At 71.4% G+C, this 20,469-nt stretch carries 16 protein-coding genes and 2 pseudogenes; 6 read left to right on the forward strand and 12 right to left on the reverse strand.

Annotation, left to right across the window (positions count from 1 at the left end):
- The first annotated feature begins 33 nt into the window (after positions 1–33).
- Positions 34–3,795, forward strand: coding sequence for an ABC transporter ATP-binding protein (locus I5Q34_RS01325; RefSeq protein WP_199890196.1), 3,762 nt, complete (start codon positions 34–36; stop codon positions 3,793–3,795).
- Between the two features lie 294 nt (positions 3,796–4,089).
- On the opposite strand, the gene I5Q34_RS01330 is transcribed toward I5Q34_RS01325, so the two are convergent.
- The 6 genes and pseudogenes from I5Q34_RS01330 to I5Q34_RS01355 form a co-directional block, all read right to left on the reverse strand.
- Positions 4,090–4,557, reverse strand: a complete 468-nt coding sequence (locus I5Q34_RS01330; RefSeq protein WP_199890197.1) for a hypothetical protein — start codon at positions 4,555–4,557, stop codon at positions 4,090–4,092.
- Between the two features lie 88 nt (positions 4,558–4,645).
- Positions 4,646–4,869 (reverse strand): annotated as a pseudogene (locus I5Q34_RS01335) (DUF397 domain-containing protein).
- Between the two features lie 36 nt (positions 4,870–4,905).
- The gene (locus I5Q34_RS01340; RefSeq protein WP_199890198.1) at positions 4,906–5,205 is read right to left on the reverse strand and encodes a hypothetical protein; all 300 of its coding nucleotides are present in this window, start codon (positions 5,203–5,205) and stop codon (positions 4,906–4,908) included.
- A 61-nt stretch (positions 5,206–5,266) separates the two neighbouring features.
- Positions 5,267–6,109, reverse strand: a complete 843-nt coding sequence (locus I5Q34_RS01345) for a DUF5753 domain-containing protein (RefSeq protein ID WP_199890199.1) — start codon at positions 6,107–6,109, stop codon at positions 5,267–5,269.
- Positions 6,110–6,127: 18 nt separating this feature from the next.
- The gene (locus I5Q34_RS01350) at positions 6,128–6,655 is read right to left on the reverse strand and encodes a DUF6879 family protein (RefSeq protein ID WP_199890200.1); all 528 of its coding nucleotides are present in this window, start codon (positions 6,653–6,655) and stop codon (positions 6,128–6,130) included.
- On the reverse strand, positions 6,636–6,866 hold the full coding sequence (locus I5Q34_RS01355) for a hypothetical protein (protein ID WP_199890201.1): 231 nt from the start codon (positions 6,864–6,866) through the stop codon (positions 6,636–6,638). Before I5Q34_RS01355 ends, I5Q34_RS01350 begins: the two co-directional genes overlap by 20 nt.
- A 490-nt stretch (positions 6,867–7,356) precedes the next feature.
- Here I5Q34_RS01355 and I5Q34_RS01360 point away from each other — a divergent pair, with 490 nt between their 5' ends.
- Positions 7,357–8,808, forward strand: a complete 1,452-nt coding sequence (locus I5Q34_RS01360; RefSeq protein ID WP_199890202.1) for a S28 family serine protease — start codon at positions 7,357–7,359, stop codon at positions 8,806–8,808.
- A 17-nt stretch (positions 8,809–8,825) separates the two neighbouring features.
- Here the strand turns inward: I5Q34_RS01360 and I5Q34_RS01365 are convergent, their stop codons facing one another.
- Positions 8,826–9,455 (reverse strand): hypothetical protein, encoded by a 630-nt coding sequence (locus tag I5Q34_RS01365; RefSeq protein WP_199890203.1) that lies wholly within the window; start codon positions 9,453–9,455, stop codon positions 8,826–8,828.
- Positions 9,456–9,754: 299 nt separating this feature from the next.
- Positions 9,755–10,684 (reverse strand): LysR family transcriptional regulator, encoded by a 930-nt coding sequence (locus I5Q34_RS01370; RefSeq protein ID WP_199890204.1) that lies wholly within the window; start codon positions 10,682–10,684, stop codon positions 9,755–9,757.
- 102 nt (positions 10,685–10,786) lie between these two features.
- Between I5Q34_RS01370 and I5Q34_RS01375 the strand changes: the two genes are divergently transcribed.
- Entirely contained in the window at positions 10,787–11,413 is a 627-nt protein-coding gene (locus I5Q34_RS01375; RefSeq protein WP_199890205.1) for a LysE family translocator, read from the forward strand.
- Positions 11,414–12,033: 620 nt separating this feature from the next.
- Here the strand turns inward: I5Q34_RS01375 and I5Q34_RS01380 are convergent.
- Complete coding sequence (locus I5Q34_RS01380; RefSeq protein WP_199890206.1) at positions 12,034–12,840, reverse strand: sugar phosphate isomerase/epimerase; 807 nt, start codon at positions 12,838–12,840, stop codon at positions 12,034–12,036.
- 238 nt (positions 12,841–13,078) lie between these two features.
- On the opposite strand from I5Q34_RS01380, the gene I5Q34_RS01385 reads away from it, so the two are divergent.
- Positions 13,079–15,301, forward strand: coding sequence for an ATP-dependent RecD-like DNA helicase (locus I5Q34_RS01385; protein ID WP_199890207.1), 2,223 nt, complete (start codon positions 13,079–13,081; stop codon positions 15,299–15,301).
- Positions 15,302–15,469: 168 nt separating this feature from the next.
- Positions 15,470–16,759 carry a citrate synthase gene (locus I5Q34_RS01390; RefSeq protein ID WP_199890800.1) on the forward strand — a complete coding sequence of 430 codons (1,290 nt, stop codon included), beginning with the start codon at positions 15,470–15,472 and terminating at the stop codon, positions 16,757–16,759.
- Positions 16,760–17,351: 592 nt separating this feature from the next.
- Here the strand turns inward: I5Q34_RS01390 and I5Q34_RS01395 are convergent.
- Together I5Q34_RS01395 and I5Q34_RS01400 are read right to left on the reverse strand one after the other, a co-directional pair.
- Complete coding sequence (locus I5Q34_RS01395) at positions 17,352–17,585, reverse strand: heavy-metal-associated domain-containing protein (RefSeq protein WP_199890208.1); 234 nt, start codon at positions 17,583–17,585, stop codon at positions 17,352–17,354.
- A gap of 146 nt (positions 17,586–17,731) precedes the next feature.
- Positions 17,732–17,938 carry an AlpA family transcriptional regulator gene (locus I5Q34_RS01400; protein WP_199890209.1) on the reverse strand — a complete coding sequence of 69 codons (207 nt, stop codon included), beginning with the start codon at positions 17,936–17,938 and terminating at the stop codon, positions 17,732–17,734.
- 362 nt (positions 17,939–18,300) lie between these two features.
- Here I5Q34_RS01400 and I5Q34_RS01405 point away from each other — a divergent pair.
- A pseudogene (locus I5Q34_RS01405) lies at positions 18,301–18,576 on the forward strand (aldehyde dehydrogenase family protein); the annotation flags it as partial.
- 70 nt (positions 18,577–18,646) lie between these two features.
- Here I5Q34_RS01405 and I5Q34_RS01410 read toward each other — a convergent pair.
- On the reverse strand, positions 18,647–19,879 hold the full coding sequence (locus I5Q34_RS01410) for a cytochrome P450 (RefSeq protein WP_199890210.1): 1,233 nt from the start codon (positions 19,877–19,879) through the stop codon (positions 18,647–18,649).
- Between the last annotated feature and the right edge of the window lie 590 nt (positions 19,880–20,469).

Consider the following 20,469-nt stretch of genomic DNA (forward strand, 5'->3'; position numbering starts at 1 on the left):
GCAGCCCGCGGCGTTCGGTCCTCTCGGTAGCACATGAACGGCGGGAGGACCGGGGTGGCGAAGGAAACGGCAGGACAGGGGTGGGCCAGGCGGCTCGCCGGATACTGTTGGCGGTACCGGGGCACCGTGCTCCTGGCACTGGGCTCCTCGCTGGCGGGCATGGCCGTCATGGCGCTCGTCCCGCTCATACCCAAGCTGATCATCGACGACGTCATCGGCTCCCACGAGCGCTCCCTCGCCCCCTGGGCCACCCTCCTGATCGTCGCCGCGGTCGTCGTCTACGGCCTCACCTACGTCCGCCGCTACTACGGCGGACGCCTCGCGCTCGACGTCCAGCACGACCTGCGGACCGAGATGTACGCGTCCATCGCCCGCCTCGACGGCAAGCGGCAGGACGAGCTCTCCACCGGCCAGGTCGTCGGCCGGGCCACCAGCGACCTCCAGCTGATCCAGGGGCTGCTGTTCATGCTGCCGATGATGATCGGCAACGTCCTGCTGTTCGTGATCTCGCTGGGCGTGATGGCGTTCCTCTCCCCGCTGCTCACCGTCGTGGCCCTCGCCGTCGCCCCCGCGATCTGGTTCCTCGCCTCCCGCAGCCGCGTCCGGCTCCACCCGGCCACCTGGTACGCCCAGGGGCAGGCCGCCGCCGTCGCGGGCGTCGTGGACGGCGCGGTCTCCGGCGTCCGCGTGGTCAAGGGCTTCGGCCAGGAGGCCCAGGAGACGGACCGGCTCCGCGAGGCCGGCCGGCGGCTGTTCGCCGGGCGGCTGCGCACGGTGCGCCTCAACGCCCGCTACACGCCCGCCCTCCAGGCCGTCCCCGCGCTCGGCCAGGTCGCGATGCTCGCCCTCGGCGGCTGGATGGCCACCCGCGGGCAGATCACCCTCGGCACGTTCGTCGCCTTCTCCACCTACCTCGCGCAGCTCGTCGGGCCCGTGCGGATGCTCACCATGGTCCTGACGGTCGGCCAGCAGGCCCGGGCCGGCGTCGAGCGCGTCTGCGAACTCATCGACACCGAGCCGGTGATCGACGAGCGCCCCGACGCGCGCGAGCTGCCCGCCGACGCGCCCGCCGTCGTCGAGTTCGACGGCGTCTCCTTCGGCTACGACCCCGAGCGGCCCGTCCTCGACGGCTTCTCGCTGCGCCTCGAGCCCGGCGAGACCGTCGCGGTCGTCGGCGCCTCCGGCAGCGGCAAGTCGACGCTGTCGCTGCTGCTGCCACGCTTCTACGACGTGACGTCCGGCGCGGTCCGCGTCGGCGGCCACGACGTGCGCGACCTCACCCACGCCTCGCTGCGGGCCGCGATCGGGCTCGTGCCCGAGGACAGCTTCCTGTTCTCCGACAGCATCCGCGGCAACATCGCCTACGGCGTCCCCGACGCGACCGACGAGCAGATCCGCGCCGCCGCCCGCGCCGCTCAGGCCGACGGCTTCATCGAGGCGCTCCCCGACGGCTACGCGACCGAGGTGGGCGAGCAGGGCCTGACCCTCTCCGGCGGACAGCGCCAGCGCGTCGCCCTCGCCCGGGCCATCCTCACCGACCCCCGCCTGCTCCTCCTCGACGACGCGACCTCGGCGGTCGACGCCCGCGTCGAGCACGAGATCCACGAGGCGCTGCGCGGCGTCATGGCCGGCCGCACCACGCTCCTGATCGCCCACCGGGCCTCGACGCTGGCGCTCGCCGACCGCATCGCGGTGCTCGACGCCGGACGCCTGGTCGACGTGGGCACGGCGGCGGAGCTCCAGGAGCGCTGCGCGGTCTACCGGCGGCTGCTGACCGACCCGGACGAGCTGGGGTCCTCGGTGTCCCCCGGCTACGTGCCGCCCGCGGCCGTCGTCCCCGCGCCCGCGACCGGCCCCGACCGGCGCGTCCGGCGCCCGCGCCCGGTGGACGGGGTCACCCCGTCCCTGTGGGTCCGCCGCGACGGCGAGGACGCGACGGAGCTGCCCGGCATGCCGGCCACCCCCGAACTCCTCGCCAAGGTCGCCGCGCTCCCGCCGGCCACCGACACCCCCGACGTGGACGAGGAGCGCGCTGTCCGGCCCGAGAAGGCGTACGGGCTGCGGCAGTTGCTGCGCGGCTTCGGGACGCCGCTGGCGCTGGCCCTGCTGCTCGTGGCCCTCGACGCGGTCGCCGGGCTGCTGCTGCCGGTGCTCATCCGGCACGGCATCGACCAGGGCGTCGAGCAGGCGGCGCTCGGCGCGGTCTGGGCCGCCTCCGGGCTCGCCCTGCTCGTCGTCCTGGGGCAGTGGGCCGCCCAGACCGGCGAGACGCGGGTGACCGGCCGGACCGGCGAACGCGTCCTCTACGCGCTGCGCGTGAAGATCTTCGCCCAGCTCCAGCGCCTCGGGCTCGACTACTACGAGCGCGAGCTGACCGGCAAGATCATGACCCGGATGACGACGGACGTGGACGCGCTGTCCTCGTTCCTCCAGACCGGACTGGTCACCGCCGTCGTCTCCGTCCTGACCTTCTTCGGCATATTCGTCGCCCTGCTGGTCATCGACGTCCAGCTGGCCCTCGTCGTCTTCGCGACGCTGCCGCTGCTGGTCGCCGGGACGTTCTTCTTCCGCCGGCAGAGCGTCAAGGCGTACGAACTCGCCCGCGAGCGCGTCGGGTTGGTCAACGCCGACCTCCAGGAGAGCGTGGCCGGACTGCGGATCGTCCAGGCGTTCCGCCGCGAGGAGGCGGGCGCGGGACGGTTCGCCGGGCGCAGCGACGACTACCGGCGGGCGCGGGTGCGCGGCCAGTGGCTGATCTCGGTCTACTTCCCGTTCGTGCAGCTGCTGTCGTCGGTCGCGGCCGCCGCGGTGCTGATCGTCGGCGCGGGGCGGGTGGACGACGGGACGCTGACCACCGGCGCGCTGGTGGCCTACCTGCTCTACATCGACCTGTTCTTCGCCCCCGTGCAGCAGCTCTCCCAGGTCTTCGACGGCTACCAGCAGGCGACGGTCTCGCTGGGGCGGATCCAGGCGCTGCTGCGCGAGCCGACGTCGACGCCGGTGGCGGCGGAGCCGCGCGAGGTGCGGGAGCTGCGGGGCGAAGTCGCCTTCGAGGACGTGCACTTCCACTACGGGGACGAGGAGAAGCCCGCCCTGGAGGGTGTCCGCCTGACCGTCCCCGCCGGTCAGACCGTCGCGTTCGTCGGCGAGACGGGCGCGGGCAAGTCCACGCTGGTGAAGATGGTCGCGCGGTTCTACGACCCGACGGCCGGGGCGGTGCGGGTGGACGGTCACGACCTGCGCGACCTGGACCCGGTCGGCTACCGGCACCGGCTGGGCGTCGTCCCGCAGGAGCCGTACCTCTTCCCCGGGACGGTGCGGGACGCCATCGCCTACGGGCGGCCGGACGCGACCGACGCGGAGGTCGAGGCGGCGGCGCGGGCGGTCGGCGCGCACGAGATGGTCGCGACGCTCGACGGGGGCTATCTGCACCCGGTCGCGGAGCGGGGCCGCAACCTGTCCGCCGGACAGCGGCAGCTGATCGCGCTGGCGCGGGCGGAACTGGTCGATCCGGACGTGCTGCTGCTGGACGAGGCGACGGCGTCCCTCGACCTCGCGACGGAGGCGCTGGTCAACGAGGCGACGGAGCGCTTGGCCGGGCGCCGTACGACGCTGGTCGTCGCGCACCGCCTGACGACGGCGGCGCGGGCGGACCGGGTGGTTGTGCTGGATGGGGGGCGGGTGGTCGAGGACGGTACGCATGGGGAGTTGCTGGCGCTGGGCGGCCGGTACGCGGACCTGTGGCGGACGTTCGCGGGGGAGGGGACGGTACCGGTGTCCCCGGCCCGCGGCTGATTCTCTCCCCGCCCCGCCCTTTCTCCCCCAGCTACCGCTGGGGGTACCCCCAGTTTCCCCGGGGCGGGGCCCCGGGCCAGGGAGTAATTGTCGAATCCTCCGTTCGTGGTGGTGCCGTCGGCGTTGACTACGCTGAGCACAGGCGTGCCTTCCCGCTCGACGCGCCAAGGTCGGCCCACTCGGTGATCTACCGGTCAATCACCCGGGAAGGTACGCCCGTTGCTCGCCCCCCGGGCCGGATCCACAGGTACTGAGCATTGCTCGCGGGAAACTTACGAAGTTACTGAACTGACCTCAGCTCATCGGGCAGGGCAGCTCCGGATCGGCCCGGTTCGGCGAGCACGCCACCAACGCCACCGACAGGAACAAGGTCCCTCGGAGGTAGAACCCAAGCGAGGCATCCTCACCGAGCGCCAGACGATCAGCAGCGGAGGCGGTGAGAACGGCGAGCCGGGTCGTGTCCTGGTCGTGCTCCGATGCGAACCGGGGCGCGTGCTCGGTCAGTTGCTGCCCCAGCCACTCCGCAGCCTCCTTCGGTTCGTCCCAGGTGTCCCGGATCAGCCGGGGCGGCTTCAGCAGCCACAAGGCCGTTTCGATCGGCGGGACATCGGTGGTCTTCCATTCCGCGACGGCTTCCCGGTACCGCTGCTGCACCTCGTCGGGGCTGGTGGCCGTCGGTGCCAACGACGGTGGTGGGCGGCGGATGCTCTCCTTGTCGAAGGTGGTCTTCTCGCCGGTCCAGAGATACCCGTGAACGTGCAACCGGTCGTCCTGTCCAGAGCAGATGAAGGCGGCCCCACCCCCGGAGAGTGAAGGCCGCCGGTCAACGAGTGGCCGTGAAGGCCGTGGGTCAGGCCGTGAGGCCGAAGCGGGCCGGGTCGATACCGGCCGCGTCCAGCTCCGCCGTGGTGAACCTCAGCGGCTCCACACCGGGCCGCTTGCTGTCGCCCATGGCCCAGGCGTCGTCACAATGCGGGCGAGCGTCACGCACGCTTCGCCGTCGGGGTGGGTGTTGCCACCGCACGCCTTCGAAAACTCGGCGCCGTCGAGGGTCAGGCTGTACACGTCGCTCATGATGAGCCTTCCTGATCGATGGGTACGGACACCTCGCTAGGCGTCGTGGTCGCGGCCAGCGTCAAGGTCTCGCTGGCTCCGCTTCGCCGACTCCGCGTAGATCAGGGCGTTGATCAGCTTCTTGGCCGTGGCCAGCGGAACCGTCCCGAGGAAGAGGGACGGCTCACCACTGAGGGACGCGCGGCCCTTCAACAGCGGCCACGAGTCCGTGTCCCCGACCCTGATGCCCATCTCCGCCAGCGCACGACCCAGCATGAAGGCCGTGTCATCGGCTTTCTTCTTGCCTGCCAGGAAGGCGTCGGCTTGCTGTGCGGCTACGTCGATGTCCGTGGTCATGAGGAGACGCTAGAGAGCAACGGGCCCTGGCTGCCGAGATGTTGCACGATGTTGTACGTTTTCATGCCTCGCAGGCGTCGAGAGCCGTCCTGATCAGAGCTTTGGCCTTCGAGCCGTACACGGCTGCGCGTGCCATCTGAGCGAAGGCACTGAGATATACGTTGATCTCGGATGGGTTCGTCACGCGGACCATGGCTGTCAGGGTCTCGACTTGAACTTCGCGATCATCGAACGCATAGAAGGTTTCGATGGGCCATACCGAGCGGCGCGACATTTTGGGGATGATCCCGAAGGCAAGGTTGGGGCGCCCGATGACTGACAGGAAGTGCTCCAGCTGCCCCGCGTGCTGCGGAAGTTCAGTCATCGGCATATACAGGGCCGACTCTTCCATGAGGATCGAGACCTGACGACTGCCCTGGATAACGTCCTCTGAGCGCTCCAGGCGGGCCTGTACGGCGTCTTCGACGTCGTCCGGCAGGTTCCTGAAATGGCGGATCGTGCGGAGGATGCCACGGGCGTACGGCTCCGTCTGAAGCATCCCGGGAAGCACACCGCAGCTGTAGACCCGGAAGGAGCGTGTCTCTTGGTAGATGCTGTTGCGCTGTGCCTTACTGAGCCCGCCCTTCAGGTACTGCGTCCACTGGACGTACAGGGTCTTGGCTGTGCGAGTGGTCTCTATCAGCGCTTCGGCTTCTTCGGGTTTGCCGCACGCAGCGCACCAAGCGCGGATGTCAGCGGGCTTCGGGATCGTCTTCCGAGTGATGATCCGGTGCGTCTTGGAACGGTCCCAGCCGCACAGAGCGGCCAGCCGGGCCCCCGAAAGATCGGCGTCTTCCATCATGCGCATGAGCCGGTCGGCAACTGCCTTATGGGCCTCTTCAGCCGTAGACAGAGGTGAGGTCATGGACTGGCCGCTGTTCTGTCAGACGCTGTACTTGTCGTGCGGGATGGCTCGCTCCCAGACCGCCTCGAACATATCGGCACACCGCGCCGCCACGCCCGCATCTTCCGTGAAGTCCGTGTGCACCCAACGGCCGTCACCGTCAAAGATGTTGAACTGGACCAGCTTGTCGTCGAAGAGCCAGATGTCGTTGCCGGGCAACGACAAGTCGGATGCCTGGCGGCGCGGGAGCCACCGGACTTGTTCCCCGCAGGCGACGTTGCCGTACGTGACGTAGTGCTCCCACCTGATGTAGTCCGAGACCGGCTCGCTGACCACCCGCGCACGGCGTACCGAAATACCCTGCACCGTCATGTCCTGAATGAGGCCGTGCCAGTCGTCGCGCCACCACGACGAACGGTCCTCCCAGTTCTTCCGCTCTCCGGCCAGCCAGGCATCGAAGCCGGGATGTTCGCCGGGGACGGCGTACGCATCGCGGGTCTCAAGGTGCACTGCCGAGCGCTCGCACTGCCGGAGCAGAGCGGCGAACTCAGCCAGACTCTGCGACACGAATAGCCTCCTTCAGAAGCGGGATCATCCTCGGTTCCAGAACGATCAGCGTCTCATCCTCGGATCGCGGTGAGTCCGTCAGCGTACGAGCTTGAGCGTCGCCCCCGGCCTGCCGCCCCTGAATGAGTAGCCGCCGGTCGTCGTCCACCCAGACTGCCGGGCACCCGTTCACATCGGACTCGGGGTCCTTGCCGATGAAGGTGTAACCCATGGTGCGCCCTCCTACTGTGAGTGTTGCGCTGCGTTGCAGAGCGTCACACTGCCGGTAACGCACGGTCAAGGGAGCGTGCAGGGTCCGCAAGGGGCGCTCGGATCCGCCCGGAGCTTCAACTCCGGCTCTGCCACGGGGCCGAGGTGCCGGCGAGGACGGACCCCTGCCGCGAGCCGATCGCCGAACTGGAGGCACTGAACAGGCCTTTGCTCCCATAGGCCTGGAGGAGGGCCAGGGCGATGCCGAGGACGACGAACGGGGCTCTGCGGCGCCGCTGCTGAGGCGGAAAGGGCGGCGGGGGAGGGAGAGGCTGGAGCGTCGTCATGGCTCCAGCGTTACGGACGCTTCACTTCCGGACCTGAGCGCACGTACTCAGATCCGCTACTCAGGCTGCGTACCGGCCGCCGCCGAGCGGAGAAAATGGGTCTAGCGCACCCCGCGCAACCCCCGGTAGGTTCGCCGCGACCTTAGCGAACCCAGGGGAGGGCGTATGCGCAAGGCTCTCAGATGGCTGCTGGCGCTGGTGGTGCTCATAGGAGCGATCGGCGCCGGCGGCACGACGGCCGGGGCGGCGTACGCCTCCGGCCGGGACACAACCGACACCAACACCGACACCGACATCAAGAACCGCATCCTGGAGATACCCGGCATGCGGCTCGTCGAGGAGAAGCCCTACGCGGGCTACCGCTACCTCGTCATGACGTACCGGCAGCCGATCGACCACCGGCAGCCCAAGAAGGGCACCTTCGAGCAGCGGTTCACCCTGCTCCACAAGGACACCAACCGCCCCACCGTTTTCTTCACTTCCGGTTACCACGTTTCCACCAACCCCAGCCGCAGCGAGCCCACGCGCATCATCGACGGCAACCAGGTGTCGATGGAGTACCGCTTCTTCACCCCCTCGCGCCCCCAGCCCGCCGACTGGTCGAAGCTGGACATCTGGCAGGCGGCCAGTGACCAGCACCGCCTCTACCAGGCGCTCAAGCCCGTCTACGGCAAGAACTGGCTGGCCACGGGCGGCAGCAAGGGCGGCATGACGGCCACCTACTTCCGCCGCTTCTACCCGGACGACATGAACGGCACCGTCGCCTACGTCGCGCCGAACGACATCGACAACGACGAGGACTCGGCGTACGACCGCTTCTTCGCCACCGTCGGCGACAAGGCCTGCCGCACGCAGCTCGACTCCGTGCAGCGCGAGGCGCTCGTCCGCCGCGGCGAGATCGTCGCCCGCTACGAGAAGTGGGCCAAGGAGAACGGCAAGACGTTCAAGGTCGTCGGCAGTGCCGACAAGGCGTACGAGAACGTCGTCCTCGACCTGGTCTGGTCCTTCTGGCAGTACCACCTGCAGAGCGACTGCGCCTCCGTGCCCGCCACCAAGGCGTCCACGGACGAGCTCTACAAGTTCGTCGACGACATCTCCGGCTTCGACGCCTACACCGACCAGGGTCTGGAGCGCTTCACCCCGTACTACTACCAGGCGGGCACCGAGCTGGGCGCGCCCACGGTCAAGTACCCGCACCTGAAGGGCCTGCTGAAGTACCCCGGCATCAACCAGCCGCGCTCGTACGTGCCCCGGGACATCACGATGAAGTGGCACAAGGGCTCGATGGCGGACGTGGACCGCTGGGTGCGCAACGACAGCACGCGGATGCTCTTCGTCTACGGGCAGAACGACCCGTGGAGCGGCGAGCCGTTCCGCCTGGGCCGCAACGCCGAGAAGCGGCACGACTTCCGCTTCTACGCGCCGGGCGGCAACCACGGCTCCAACATCGCGCAGCTCGTCGCCGACGAGCGGACCAAGGCCACGGCCGAGGTCCTGAAGTGGGCGGGCGTGGCGCCGAAGGCCGTGGAGAAGGACGAGAAGGCGGCCAGGCCGCTCGCGCCCTTCGACGCGAAGCTCGACCACGTCAAGACGGAGCGGCAGTTCCTGCGCCCGTAACTCCGGGCTCCGGCATATCACTCCAGGCGGCGGGCGCATCCCACGGGTGTCCCGCCGCCGACGTGTACGTACAGGTCGGTGCCGTCCGGGCAGTCGGCGCGCGCGACCACCTCGTCCGTCACCTCGTACTCCGGCGCGTGCGGCTGCGAGCCGTCGCACGCGGTCTCCTTCACCACCCCCGGTGCCTCGGTGTGGACGCAGTCGCCGGTGAGCGTCAGCGGGCCGCCGCCGCTGCCCGGGTCGCCCGGGTGCGGAGGCCGCAGGTTCCGCATGCAGGCGTAGCCCTCCGGGGAGCTGTCCTCCTCCGAGGTACCGGCGTCGACCGCGGACAGGTGCAGGACGTAGTCCGTGCGGTCCGGGCAGCGGGGGCCCGTCGCCCGCGGCCCGTTCCAGCGGGCCAGGACCCGGGCGACGGCCCCGTCGCCGCCGCACGGCGTCTCCTCGAAGGACGGGCCGGGGCCGGCGCAGGCGCCCGGGGCGAGGAACGTCACCTGCCGCGGGGCCCGTACCGGCACGGCCTCGTCGCGGCGGCCCGTGGCGGTGCCGTCCGCCTCCGCGCGGAGGGTGGGGTGGCACGCGGCGAGCGCGAGCGGTCCCGAGAGCACGGCGAGCGCGCACAGCGCCGCGTTCAGCGCCGGTCGGCGCATGGAGTCCCCCTCGCGTCCCACAACCGCCCGAGTCGTGTTCAGAGTTACCGGACCGTGACCGGTGTGCGCCAGGAGCGCGGGGTGTGCCCCGGGGCGCTCTCCTCGCCCCGCGCGCCTTTCGAAAGGGGCCGCCGCCGGTGCTCTTGAGGGGGCACACCGGGCGGCGGCATGCCGTCGGCCGCGGGCGGCGGAGAGGGTGGTCAGCAACGCGGTGTGCGACGGAGCCGACACCGCACCGCGGAGACTCACCGACGGCACGCCGCTTGGACGGACCGGGCCGCGGCCGGGTTCCTCGGCGCTCAGCCGTCCGTTCCGTCCGTTCCGCCCGTTCCCTCCGTGCCGACGGCCTCGCGCAGCAGCCGCACGGTCTCGGTGATCGCGGGCCGGCGGGCGGCGCCGGTGCGCCAGTAGGCGAACAGCCGCCGCACCGGGACCGGTTCGAGCCGCAGCGCCACCACCCCGGACGGCAGCGGGCCCCGGCCCAGCCGGGGGATGAGGGCGACGCCCAGGCCGGCGGCGACCAGGGCGAGCTGGGTCTGGTACTCGGCGACCCGGTGGACGAGGTCCGGCTCGTGCCCGGTGGCGCGCAGCGCCCGGACCAGCCAGTCGTGGCAGACGGTCCCGGGCGGCTGGCAGATCCACCGCTGGTGCGCCAGGTCCGCGGCCTCCAGCACGGCGCGGCCGGCCAGCGGGTGGTCCGCGGGGACGAGGACGTCGCACAAGTCGTGGCCCAGGGTGGCCCGTTGCATGCCCTCCGGGGCGGGCAGCGGATTGATGTCCCAGTCGTGCGCGACGGCGAGGTCGATGGCGCCCTGCGCGACCAGCCCGACCGACAGGTGCGGGTCCACCTCGGTCATCCGGGCGTCGAGCGTGGGGTGTTCGCGGGCGAGCCGGGCCAGGACGCCGGGGAGCAGGTCGCGGGCGGCGGTGGGGAACGCGCCGATGGCCAGCCGGCCGGTGGGCAGGCCGCGCCGCTCCTCCAGCTCCGTCTCCGCGCGTTCGACGAGGACGAGCAGTTCCCGCGCGGTCCCGGTCAGCCGGACGGCCGCGTCGGTGAGCACCACGCCCCGGCCGCGGCGCTCCAGCAGCGTCGTACGGGTCTCCCGCTCCAGCTTGGCGATCGCCTGGGAGACGGCGGAGGGCGTGTAGCCCAGGGCGAGGGCGGCGGCGCTGACGGAGCCGTGCACGGACACGGCGTGCAGGGCCCTCAGCCGGGACAGATCCAGCACGACCCTCTTCCTTCCTGCCCTGTTCCTGTTCCTTTTGCTTCACCCCATGATGAAGAAAAGTGAACTGGTCCTACATGGTCCGGGCACGTAATCCTGCTCACCATGGTCAGTCTGCACGCGGTGATCGGCATGGCGGTGGTGGCGCTGGGGATGGTGCTCATCCCCGGCCCCAACATGATGTATCTGGTGTCCCGTTCGGTGACCCAGGGCCGCCGGGCCGGCCTCATCTCCCTGCTGGGCGTCGCCGCCGGCTTCCTGGTCTACCTGCTGGCGGCGGTCGCGGGCATCGCGGCGCTCTTCTCCATGGTCCCCGTGCTCTACACGACCCTGAAACTGGCCGGGGCGGCGTATCTGGCGTGGCTGGCCTGGCAGGCCCTGCGGCCGGGCGGCACCTCGGTGTTCGACCCGGGCCCGCTGCCGCCGGACCCGCCGCGGCGGCTCTTCACGATGGGCCTCGTCACGAACCTGCTCAACCCGAAGATCGCGGTGCTGTACGTGTCCGTCCTGCCGCAGTTCGTCGACCCCGGCCGGGGGTCGGTGCCGTTGCAGAGCCTGGTGATCGGGCTGACGCAGATCGTGGTGGCGGTGACGGTGAACGGTCTGATCGCGGTGACGGCGGGTTCGGTGTCGACGTTCCTGCGGGGACGACCGGGGTGGCTGCGGGCGCAACGGTGGGTGATGGGGACGGTGTTGGGCGGGATGGCGGTGAGGGTGGGGGTGGCGGAGTGAGGATGCCCTGCGGGTGGGGCGCCCATGGGGAGGAGCGCCCCACCCCGCCCTTTCACCGTTTCCGCAGGGGCCGCGCCCCTTCGCAACCCGCGGGCGGGGCCTGGGGCGCGGGGCCGCGCGCCGGGGCCGCGCGCCGCGCGGGTGAGCGGGGCTCCGCCCCTGCACCCCGCCGGGGGCTGCGCCCCCTGCACCCCTGCTGGGGCTGCGCCCCTGGCCCCCGAAGCGCCCTCCGGGCGCTGTCCTCAAGCGCCGGACGGGCTGACATGTGAGCCTGCGTCGTATGTCCGGTGCGGGAGATGCCCAATGCGGGTGCGGAGTTCAGCCTGTCCGGCGCTTGAGGACAAAGCGGCGAAGCCGCTTTCCGGGGCCCGGGGCGGAGCCCCGAAAAGGGGTGCAGGGGGCGGAGCCCCCGCTCACCGCGCGGCGGAGCCCCCGCTCACCGCGCGGCGGAGCCCCCGCTCACCGCGCGGCGGAGCCGCGCGCCAGGCTCCCCCGGGCGGAGCCCGGAGAAACGGTGAAAGCGGGGGTGCCCCCTCTGAGGGAGGATCCGGGGCGCAACCCCCTACCCTCCCCCAAAGCGGGGGGTGCCCCTCTGGGGGCCGGGTCCGGGGCGCAACCCCCTACCCACCCCCACCCCCACCGACTAGACCTCGCAAATACGCCAAGCCCACCCCCGCCACCCCCTCGAACTCCTCCACACTCCCCGCAAACCACCGTCCCTCCCACTCCCAGCACAGCCACCCCTCATACCCCACCCCCTTCAACACCCCCACGCACTCCGCCACCGGCAGCACCCCGCCCCCCACCACCACCGGCGTCACGTCGTCCCGCGACGCGACGTCCTTCACCTGGACGTACCCCAGGTACGGCAGAAGCGCCGCGACGCTCTCCGCGGGGGTCTCCCCTCCCCGCCACGTGTGCAACACGTCCCACAACGCACCCACGTTGTGATGCCCCACGAGCCCCAGGATCCGCATCGCGTCCCGTCCGCGCGCGTGCGAGTCGTGGGTCTCCAGCAGGACGCGTACGCCCAGGGACGCCGCGAGCGGCGCCACGGCCCCGAGGCGGCGCGCGGCGACGGCGTCGGCCGCGTCGGGCGGCAGGGAGCCGCCCCCGGGGAAGACCCGCGCGTACGGCGCCCCCACGTCCGCCGCGAGCCGTACCAGCGCGGACAGTTCCGAGAGCACCGGCTCGTCGGGTCCGTCCGCCGCGACCCGCGCGTACCCGGTCACGCCGACGACGGAGACCCCCGCGTCGACGAACACCCGCACGGCAAGCGCCCGTTCGGCCGCCGACGCGCCGACGTGCAGCGGTTCCTCGGGATGGGCGCGCAGCTCGACGCCGTCCCAGCCGTGGGAGCGGGCGAGCCGGGCCACGTCCGGCAGCGGAAGACCAGGGACACCGAGGGTGGAGAAGGCCAGTTTCACAGTGATCTGCTTCCCGCTCGCGGCACCACCTTGGGTAAAGGATTGGTAACGCTTCGCGCAGGCTGCAACCCCACGGCTCCGCCAGGGGTCGTATGTGGCATCCGGCTTCCCGGGGGGAGGCATCCGGGGGGAAGCGGGGAAGCCGGAGGGGGGAAGCGAGGGGCCCGGTCGTCGGACCGGGCCCCTCGAATCGCACCGGACTCCGGGGCTGTCAGTGGGCCGCTGTAACGTCGGCCCCATGGTGCAACTGGCGGTTGTCGAAGGGGTGCTCGAGCGCATCACCTACGCCAACGAGGAGAACGGCTACACGGTCGCCCGCGTGGACACCGGCCGCGGCGCCGGCGATCTCCTCACGGTCGTGGGCTCGCTGCTCGGCGCCCAGGTCGGCGAGTCGCTGCGGATGGAGGGCCGCTGGGGCTCGCACCCGCAGTACGGCAAGCAGTTCACGGTGGAGAACTACACCACCGTGCTCCCCGCCACGATCCAGGGCATACGCCGCTACCTCGGCTCCGGCCTGGTCAAGGGCATCGGCCCGGTCTTCGCCGACCGCATCACCACCCACTTCGGGCTGGACACCCTCGACGTCATCGAGACCGACCCCCGGCGCCTGATCGAGGTCCCCGGCCTCGGCCCCAAGCGCACCAAGAAGATCGCCGCCGCCTGGGAGGAGCAGAAGGCGATCAAGGAGGTGATGCTCTTCCTCCAGAGCGTCGAGGTGTCCACCTCCATCGCCGTGCGGATCTACAAGAAGTACGGCGACGCCTCGATCTCGGTGGTGAAGAACGAGCCGTACCGCCTGGCGGCCGACGTCTGGGGCATCGGCTTCCTCACCGCGGACCGGATCGCGCAGTCCGTCGGCATCCCGCACGACAGCCCGGAGCGCGTCAAGGCCGGTCTGCAGTACGCCCTTTCGCAGTCGGCCGACCAGGGCCACTGCTTCCTCCCGGAGGAGCGGCTGATCGCGGACGCGGTCAAGCTCCTCCAGGTGGACACCGGCCTGGTGATCGAGTGCCTCGCCGAACTCGCCGCGGACGAGGAGGGGGTGGTCCGCGAGACCGTCCCCGGCCCGGAGGACGGGCAGCCGGTCACCGGCGTCTACCTCGTCCCCTTCCACCGCGCCGAACTCTCCCTCTCCGCCCAGCTGTCGAGGCTCCTGCGCTGCGACGAGGACCGGCTGTCGGCCTTCGCGGACGTCGACTGGGAGAAGGCCCTCGGCTGGCTGGCCGGCCGCACCGGTGCGGAGCTCGCCCCCGAGCAGCGGGAGGCCGTCCGGCTGGCGCTGACCGGCAAGGTCGCGGTGCTCACCGGCGGCCCCGGCTGCGGCAAGTCGTTCACCGTGCGCTCGGTGGTCGAACTGGCCCGCGCCAAGCACGCCAAGGTGGTGCTCGCGGCCCCCACCGGGCGGGCCGCCAAGCGGCTCTCGGAGCTGACCGGTGCCGAGGCGTCCACGGTGCACCGCCTGCTGGAGCTCAAGCCCGGCGGCGACGCGGCCTACGACCGCGACCGCCCGCTGGACGCCGACCTGGTGGTGGTCGACGAGGCGTCCATGCTCGACCTCCTCCTGGCCAACAAGCTGGCCAAGGCCGTCCCGCCCGGCGCCCACCTGCTGCTCGTCGGGGACGTGGACCAGCTGCCGTCCGTGGGCGCCGGCGAGGTCCTGCGCGATCTGCTGGCCCCCGGCAGCCCCGTCCCCGCCGTCCGCCTCACCCGCATCTTCCGCCAGGCCCAGCAGTCGGGCGTCGTGACCAACGCGCACCGTATCAACACCGGCCTTCCGCCCCTCACTTCGGGGCTGTCCGACTTCTTTCTCTTCGTCGAGGAGGACACCGAGGAGGCGGGCCGGCTCACGGTGGACGTGGTGGCCCGCCGGATCCCGTCCAAGTTCGGCCTCGACGCCCGCCGGGACGTCCAGGTGCTCGCCCCGATGCACCGCGGCCCGGCCGGCGCCGGCACCCTCAACGGCCTGCTCCAGCAGGCGATCACACCCGCCCGCCCCGACCTGCCCGAGCGCCGCTTCGGCGGCCGCGTCTTCCGCGTGGGGGACAAGGTCACCCAGATCCGCAACAACTACGAAAAGGGCGAGAACGGCGTCTTCAACGGCACGGTCGGCGTCGTCACCGCCCTCGACGAGACCGAGCAGCGCCTCACCGTGCGCACCGACGAGGACGAGGAGGTCGGCTACGACTTCGACGAGCTCGACGAGCTCGCCCACGCCTACGCGGTGACGATCCATCGGTCGCAGGGCAGCGAATATCCGGCGGTGGTGATCCCGGTGACCACCAGCGCCTGGACCATGCTTCAGCGCAATCTTCTCTATACGGCCGTAACCCGGGCAAAGCGCCTCGTCGTGCTGGTGGGCTCCCGGAGGGCCCTGGGGCAGGCGGTGCGCGCCGTCGGCGCGGGCCGGCGGTGCACCGCGCTCGATCACCGGCTCGGTGCTGGAGGTGGTGTTCGTCTCTGACCGGTTTACCAATCGGGGCGAAGGGGGCAGGATGGCCAGCCGGACGGCACTCAGTGCCGCCCATGGGCCCTATGGCCGACCCCGAGTGCACGTACCACGTCCAAATGGGGGAAGGTAGGGGTAGTCAGGGCACCTCGAAGAAGAGGCACAACGTCGGTGAGGGATGACGTGAGCGACAACTCTGTAGTAGTGCGTTACGGGGACGGCGAGTACACCTACCCGGTGGTCGACAGCAGCATCGGCGACAAGGGCTTCGATATCGGCAAGCTGCGTGCCCAGACCGGTCTGGTGACCCTGGACTCGGGCTACGGCAACACCGCCGCCTACAAGTCCGCCATCACCTACCTGGACGGCGAGCAGGGCATCCTGCGGTACCGCGGATACCCGATCGAGCAGCTCGCCGAGCGCAGCACTTTCCTCGAGACCGCGTTCCTGCTGATCAACGGCGAGCTGCCCACCGCCGACGAGCTCGCCCGCTTCCAGGACGAGATCACCCGGCACACCCTGCTGCACGAGGACGTCAAGCGGTTCTACGACGGCTTCCCGCGCGACGCCCACCCGATGGCCATGCTGTCCTCGGTGGTCAGTGCCCTGTCCACGTTCTACCAGGACAGCCACAACCCGTTCGACGCCAAGCAGCGCGACCTCTCCACGATCCGGCTGCTCGCCAAGCTGCCCACGATCGCGGCCTACGCGTACAAGAAGTCCGTCGGTCACCCGGTGGTCTACCCGCGTAACGACCTCGGCTACGTCGAGAACTTCCTGCGGATGACCTTCTCGGTGCCGGCCGCGGACTACGACCTCGACCCGGTGGTGGTCAGCGCCCTGGACAAGCTGCTGATCCTGCACGCCGACCACGAGCAGAACTGTTCGACCTCGACCGTGCGCCTGGTCGGCTCCTCGCAGGCGAACCTGTTCGCCTCGATCTCCGCGGGCATCAACGCCCTGTGGGGCCCCCTGCACGGCGGTGCCAACCAATCCGTCCTGGAGATGCTGGAGAGCATCCAGCGCGACGGCGGCGACGTCGACTCCTTCATCCGCAAGGTGAAGAACAAGGAGGACGGCGTCCGCCTGATGGGCTTCGGGCACCGGGTCTACAAGAGCTTCGACCCGCGCGCCAAGATCATCAAGGCGGCGGCGCACGACGTCCTCTCCGCTCTCGGCAAGTCCGACGAGCTGCTGGACATCGCGCTCAAGCTGGAGGACCACGCGCTCTCCGACGACTACTTCGTCTCGCGCAACCTCTACCCGAACGTCGACTTCTACACGGGCCTGATCTACCGGGCCATGGGCTTCCCCACCGAGATGTTCACCGTGCTCTTCGCGCTCGGCCGGCTGCCCGGCTGGATCGCCCAGTGGCACGAGATGATCAAGGAGCCGGGTTCCCGCATCGGCCGCCCGCGCCAGATCTACACCGGTGTCGTCGAGCGCGACTTCGTGCCCGTCGAGAACCGCTGACCGCCGAGAACCGCTGACCCGAGAACGACCGGCCCGTACGGGTCGTGCGCGGCGCTCTGCCCCGGCCGGGGCGGGGCGCCGTTTCCGTTGCCCGGCCGTCCTGTCCGTCGCCCCGGACGTCCGTTGCCCCGGCGGTCCCGCGAAAACAAAGCGTGTACGTGACATGTGGGCGGGCCGCCGCCGTCAGGTGTACATGACATCTATGAAAAGCGCCCCGCCTCCGATCCCCCCACGGGTCGGAGCGGGGCGCTTTTCGTCCCGGAACGGATTCCCCCCACGGGATCCGTCCGGGAGTCTGTGTGTGCCGGGCGCCCAGTGCTCCGCACGCGCGATCTGCCGGGACAACGTACGGACGGGAGGGCCGCTCAAAGCTCCCCGGGTACGTGCCCCGGCCACGCGTGGCCGGCCCGTCCCCCAAGACGATCCAGCACTGCCTGGTTAGACCAATCCACCCCCGGAATGGTTACCCCGGAATTGCTGTGATCTAGGTCTCTTGCTTTCGCTTCGCAAAGGGGGACGTAAAAGGGCAAGGACCCTGAAGAAATCAGGGCCCTTGCCCGTGAGGCAATACGCCGGGGCGATCACCCGTGGCTCAGGCGCGGCCGACGAGCTCGTAGCCGGCCTCGTCCACGGCGGCGCGGACGGCCTCGTCGTCCAGCGGTCCGGCGGAGACGACGGTGACCAGCCCGGTCGCGGCCTCCGCCGTCACCGAGGCGACCCCGGCGAGGGCGGACAGCTCGCTGGTGACCGCACCCTCGCAGTGGCCGCAGGTCATGCCCGTCACCTTGTAGGCGGTGGTGGTGGGGGCGGTGGTGCCGTGCGTCATGCTGTGCTCCTCGGTGGATGTCTCGGGGATGCCGAAGCGGGTGCCGAAGCGGATGCGGAAGCGGAATGCCGCAATGAATGCCGCAATGGACGCCGAACCGCTTGGCAACTGCACCGGCATTGTCCCCCGGGGCCCTCCGGCGGCGGTCAGTCGCCCCTGCCGCGTCGCGCCCGGTTGCCCGGACGGGCGGCGACCCACAGCCGGATCGTGTCGGCGAACCAGTACGGTCTGCCGTCCTCGGTGAGGTCGGGGGCGGGCAGCAGGCCGTGCTTGCGGTACGAGCGCACGGTGTCGGTCTGCACTCCGATGTGTGCGGCGATCTCCCGGTAGGACCAGAGTCGACGATCGGTCATCTCTCGCGCCTCTCCTCCGCGCCGCGGGAACGGAGGGGCTCCGTCGGGGGGACCGCGGCGCGTTCGTTTCGTGATCGGTCAGCCTGGCCCGGCGCCCGGGGTCCGGTGATCGCCGCTGTGGGGTTGTGGGGCGGTTGTCGAGGAAGGGGGACAGGGCCGTGACAGTTGTGACGGGGGAGCGACCTGGTGTCCGGACGGCTGAGTACCACGGCTGAGCGCCGTCCGAGGGGGAAGTGTCCATGTGCGGGCCGCAACGGCCGACACAGTGCCGGGGGCGCCCCCGGCTCCCGCATGGTGGGATGTGCCCGCCCCGTTCCCGACGTTCCCCCACGTTCCCCGACGCGAGAGGCGCTGAGCCGAAGATGAAGACCGTCAGCCACTGGATCGGCGGCCGCTCCGCCGAGGGCGCCTCCGGCGCCTACGGACCCGTCACCGACCCCGCGACCGGCGAGGTCACCACGCGGGTCGCCCTGGCCTCGCCCGCGGAGGTGGACGCCGCCGTCGCCGCGGCCAAGGACGCGTTCGCCGGCTGGGGCACGTCCTCGCTCGCCCAGCGGACGGGCGTTCTGTTCGCGTACCGCGCCCTGCTGGACGCGAACCGCGAACAGATCGCCCGTCTGATCACCGCCGAGCACGGCCCGGGGCCGTTGAGGCCCGGGGCCGTTGAGGCCCGGGGCCGTTGAGGCCCGGGGCCGTTGAGGCCCGGGCTCATGCCCTGACGGGCACCTCGCGCGGTCCGCGTACCAACAGGCCCGGCCGGTAGGGCACTTCGGCGGGGTCCGCGGCGAGGGTCAGGCGCGGGAACGTCCCGAAGAGCAGCGGCAGAGCGATCGCCGCCTCCAGGCGGGCCAGCCGGGCACCGGGGCAGAAGTGCGGGCCGTGGCCGAACGCGGCGTGCGGGGCCGGGCGCCGGCCGCCGGGGAGGTGGCGGGCGGGGCGGAAGGCGTCGGGGTCGGGGAAGTGGCCGGGGTCGCGGTTGGCCGCCGCGAGGACGACGAGGACGGAGGCACCGCCCGGCAGGGCCGCTCCCCCGCCGAGGTCCACCGGCTCGGTCGTGCGCCGCCACGTCGTGCCCTCCAGCGGGCTGGCGTGCCGGAGCGTCTCCTCGACGACGGCGGCCCAGCGCCCGGGGCCCCCGCGCAGGGCCTCGGCCCGCTCGCCGGGATGGGTGAGCAGCAGGAGCGAGGCGGAGGCGAGCAGGTTCATGGTGGTCTCGTAGCCGGCGAACAGCAGCAGGAAGGCCATCGCGAGCAGTTCGGCGTCGTCGAGCCCGCCCTCGTCGGTGTCGTGCACCAGGGCGCTGAAGAGGTCGTCGCCGGGGGCGCGCCGCTTCTCCGCGATGAGGGCGGTGAAGTAGGAGTGGAGGGCGGACCATGCCTCGTCCACCGCGCCGGGCGCGAGCGCGTCGGCGGGCGAGCCGACCCGGTAGGTCCATTCCCGCAGGTCCGCCCGGTCCGCCTCGGGCACCCCCAGCACCTCGCCGATCACGAGCACGGGCAGCGGGAAGGCGAAGGCGTCGACGAGGTCGGCGGTGCCGTCGCGGTCCAGCCGGGCCGCCAGGTCGGCGGTCAGCCCGGCCGCCAGGCGCTCGATGCGCGGGCGCAGGGCGTCCACGCGGCGCGGGGCGAACGCGGCCGTGGTCAGCCGGCGCAGCCGGGTGTGGTCGGGGGCGTCGGAGTTGAGCATGTGGCGGGCGAGGCAGGCCCGGGCGCGCTCGGCCGGTGAGTCGGGCTTGGGCCGGCCGGCGCGCCGCGGCGGGACGTTGGAGAAGCGCGGGTCGGCGAGGACGGCCCGCGCCTGCCGGTAGCCGGTGACGAGCCAGGCGTGCGTGCCGTTGGCGAGTTCCACCCGCGCCGCGGGCCCTTGGGCGCGCAGCCGTGCGTAGTACGGGTGGGGGTCGCGCGCGAAGGCGGGGTCCGCCGGGTTCAGGAGATCGGCCACCCGCACATCCTCACCGATCACCGGGTGGCCGCGGGCCTGGGGCAATGGTCAGGGCCTGCGGGGCTGGGCTGTGGGGTTCCTACAAGGCGCGGAGTGGCCGATCTGCCATGACCGGGAGGATCCGCCCGCCGCGACGGCGCGGATCTGCCTCCGCCATGAGCCCGAGGGGCCAGGTACGGCAGGTTTGTCCGGGGAGCGTGCGGGATGGAACCGGCCTTGGTGGGTACCGGGATGCCTCCCAGGTCGACCGGTTCCCCCGGGGACACGGGAGACTCCCGCCGCCCGCATCGGTGGGTCGTGCCGTAGGCATTCCATGACGAAGCCGTCAGGCTTGTTCCCAGGTGCCGTCGAGGAAGCGGACCTCGTCCCGGGTGCTGGAGCACGGCCAGGATCCCGCTGACGATGCCGCCGACGGCGCTTTCGCAGCCGGCGACCCGGATGACACTCGGCACGCCGGCCGTCAGGTGCCGGGCCAAGTCGCCGGAGAGGCGAGCGACCAGGTCCGGCAGCGCCCCGGGAATCGATCCGTCGCGCCGACAGCGGTCCAGAAGGTCGGTGAACCCAGCGGTGCCGGGCACTTCGCGAAGATG

Origin of the sequence: Streptomyces sp. AV19 (assembly GCF_015999245.1) — a bacterium.
GTDB lineage: Bacteria > Actinomycetota > Actinomycetes > Streptomycetales > Streptomycetaceae > Streptomyces.

What these genes read in the sequence shown, in the direction of transcription:
- I5Q34_RS01325 (WP_199890196.1), top strand. Translation starts at nt 34, where the DNA reads ATGAACGGCGGGAGGACCGGGGTGGCGAAGGAAACGGCAGGACAGGGG.
- I5Q34_RS01340 (WP_199890198.1), bottom strand. Translation starts at nt 5,205, where the DNA reads ATGACCACGGACATCGACGTAGCCGCACAGCAAGCCGACGCCTTCCTG.
- I5Q34_RS01345 (WP_199890199.1), bottom strand. Translation starts at nt 6,109, where the DNA reads ATGACCTCACCTCTGTCTACGGCTGAAGAGGCCCATAAGGCAGTTGCC.
- I5Q34_RS01355 (WP_199890201.1), bottom strand. Translation starts at nt 6,866, where the DNA reads ATGGGTTACACCTTCATCGGCAAGGACCCCGAGTCCGATGTGAACGGG.
- I5Q34_RS01360 (WP_199890202.1), top strand. Translation starts at nt 7,357, where the DNA reads ATGCGCAAGGCTCTCAGATGGCTGCTGGCGCTGGTGGTGCTCATAGGA.
- I5Q34_RS01365 (WP_199890203.1), bottom strand. Translation starts at nt 9,455, where the DNA reads ATGCGCCGACCGGCGCTGAACGCGGCGCTGTGCGCGCTCGCCGTGCTC.
- I5Q34_RS01375 (WP_199890205.1), top strand. Translation starts at nt 10,787, where the DNA reads ATGGTCAGTCTGCACGCGGTGATCGGCATGGCGGTGGTGGCGCTGGGG.
- I5Q34_RS01385 (WP_199890207.1), top strand. Translation starts at nt 13,079, where the DNA reads ATGGTGCAACTGGCGGTTGTCGAAGGGGTGCTCGAGCGCATCACCTAC.
- I5Q34_RS01395 (WP_199890208.1), bottom strand. Translation starts at nt 17,585, where the DNA reads ATGACGCACGGCACCACCGCCCCCACCACCACCGCCTACAAGGTGACG.
- I5Q34_RS01400 (WP_199890209.1), bottom strand. Translation starts at nt 17,938, where the DNA reads ATGACCGATCGTCGACTCTGGTCCTACCGGGAGATCGCCGCACACATC.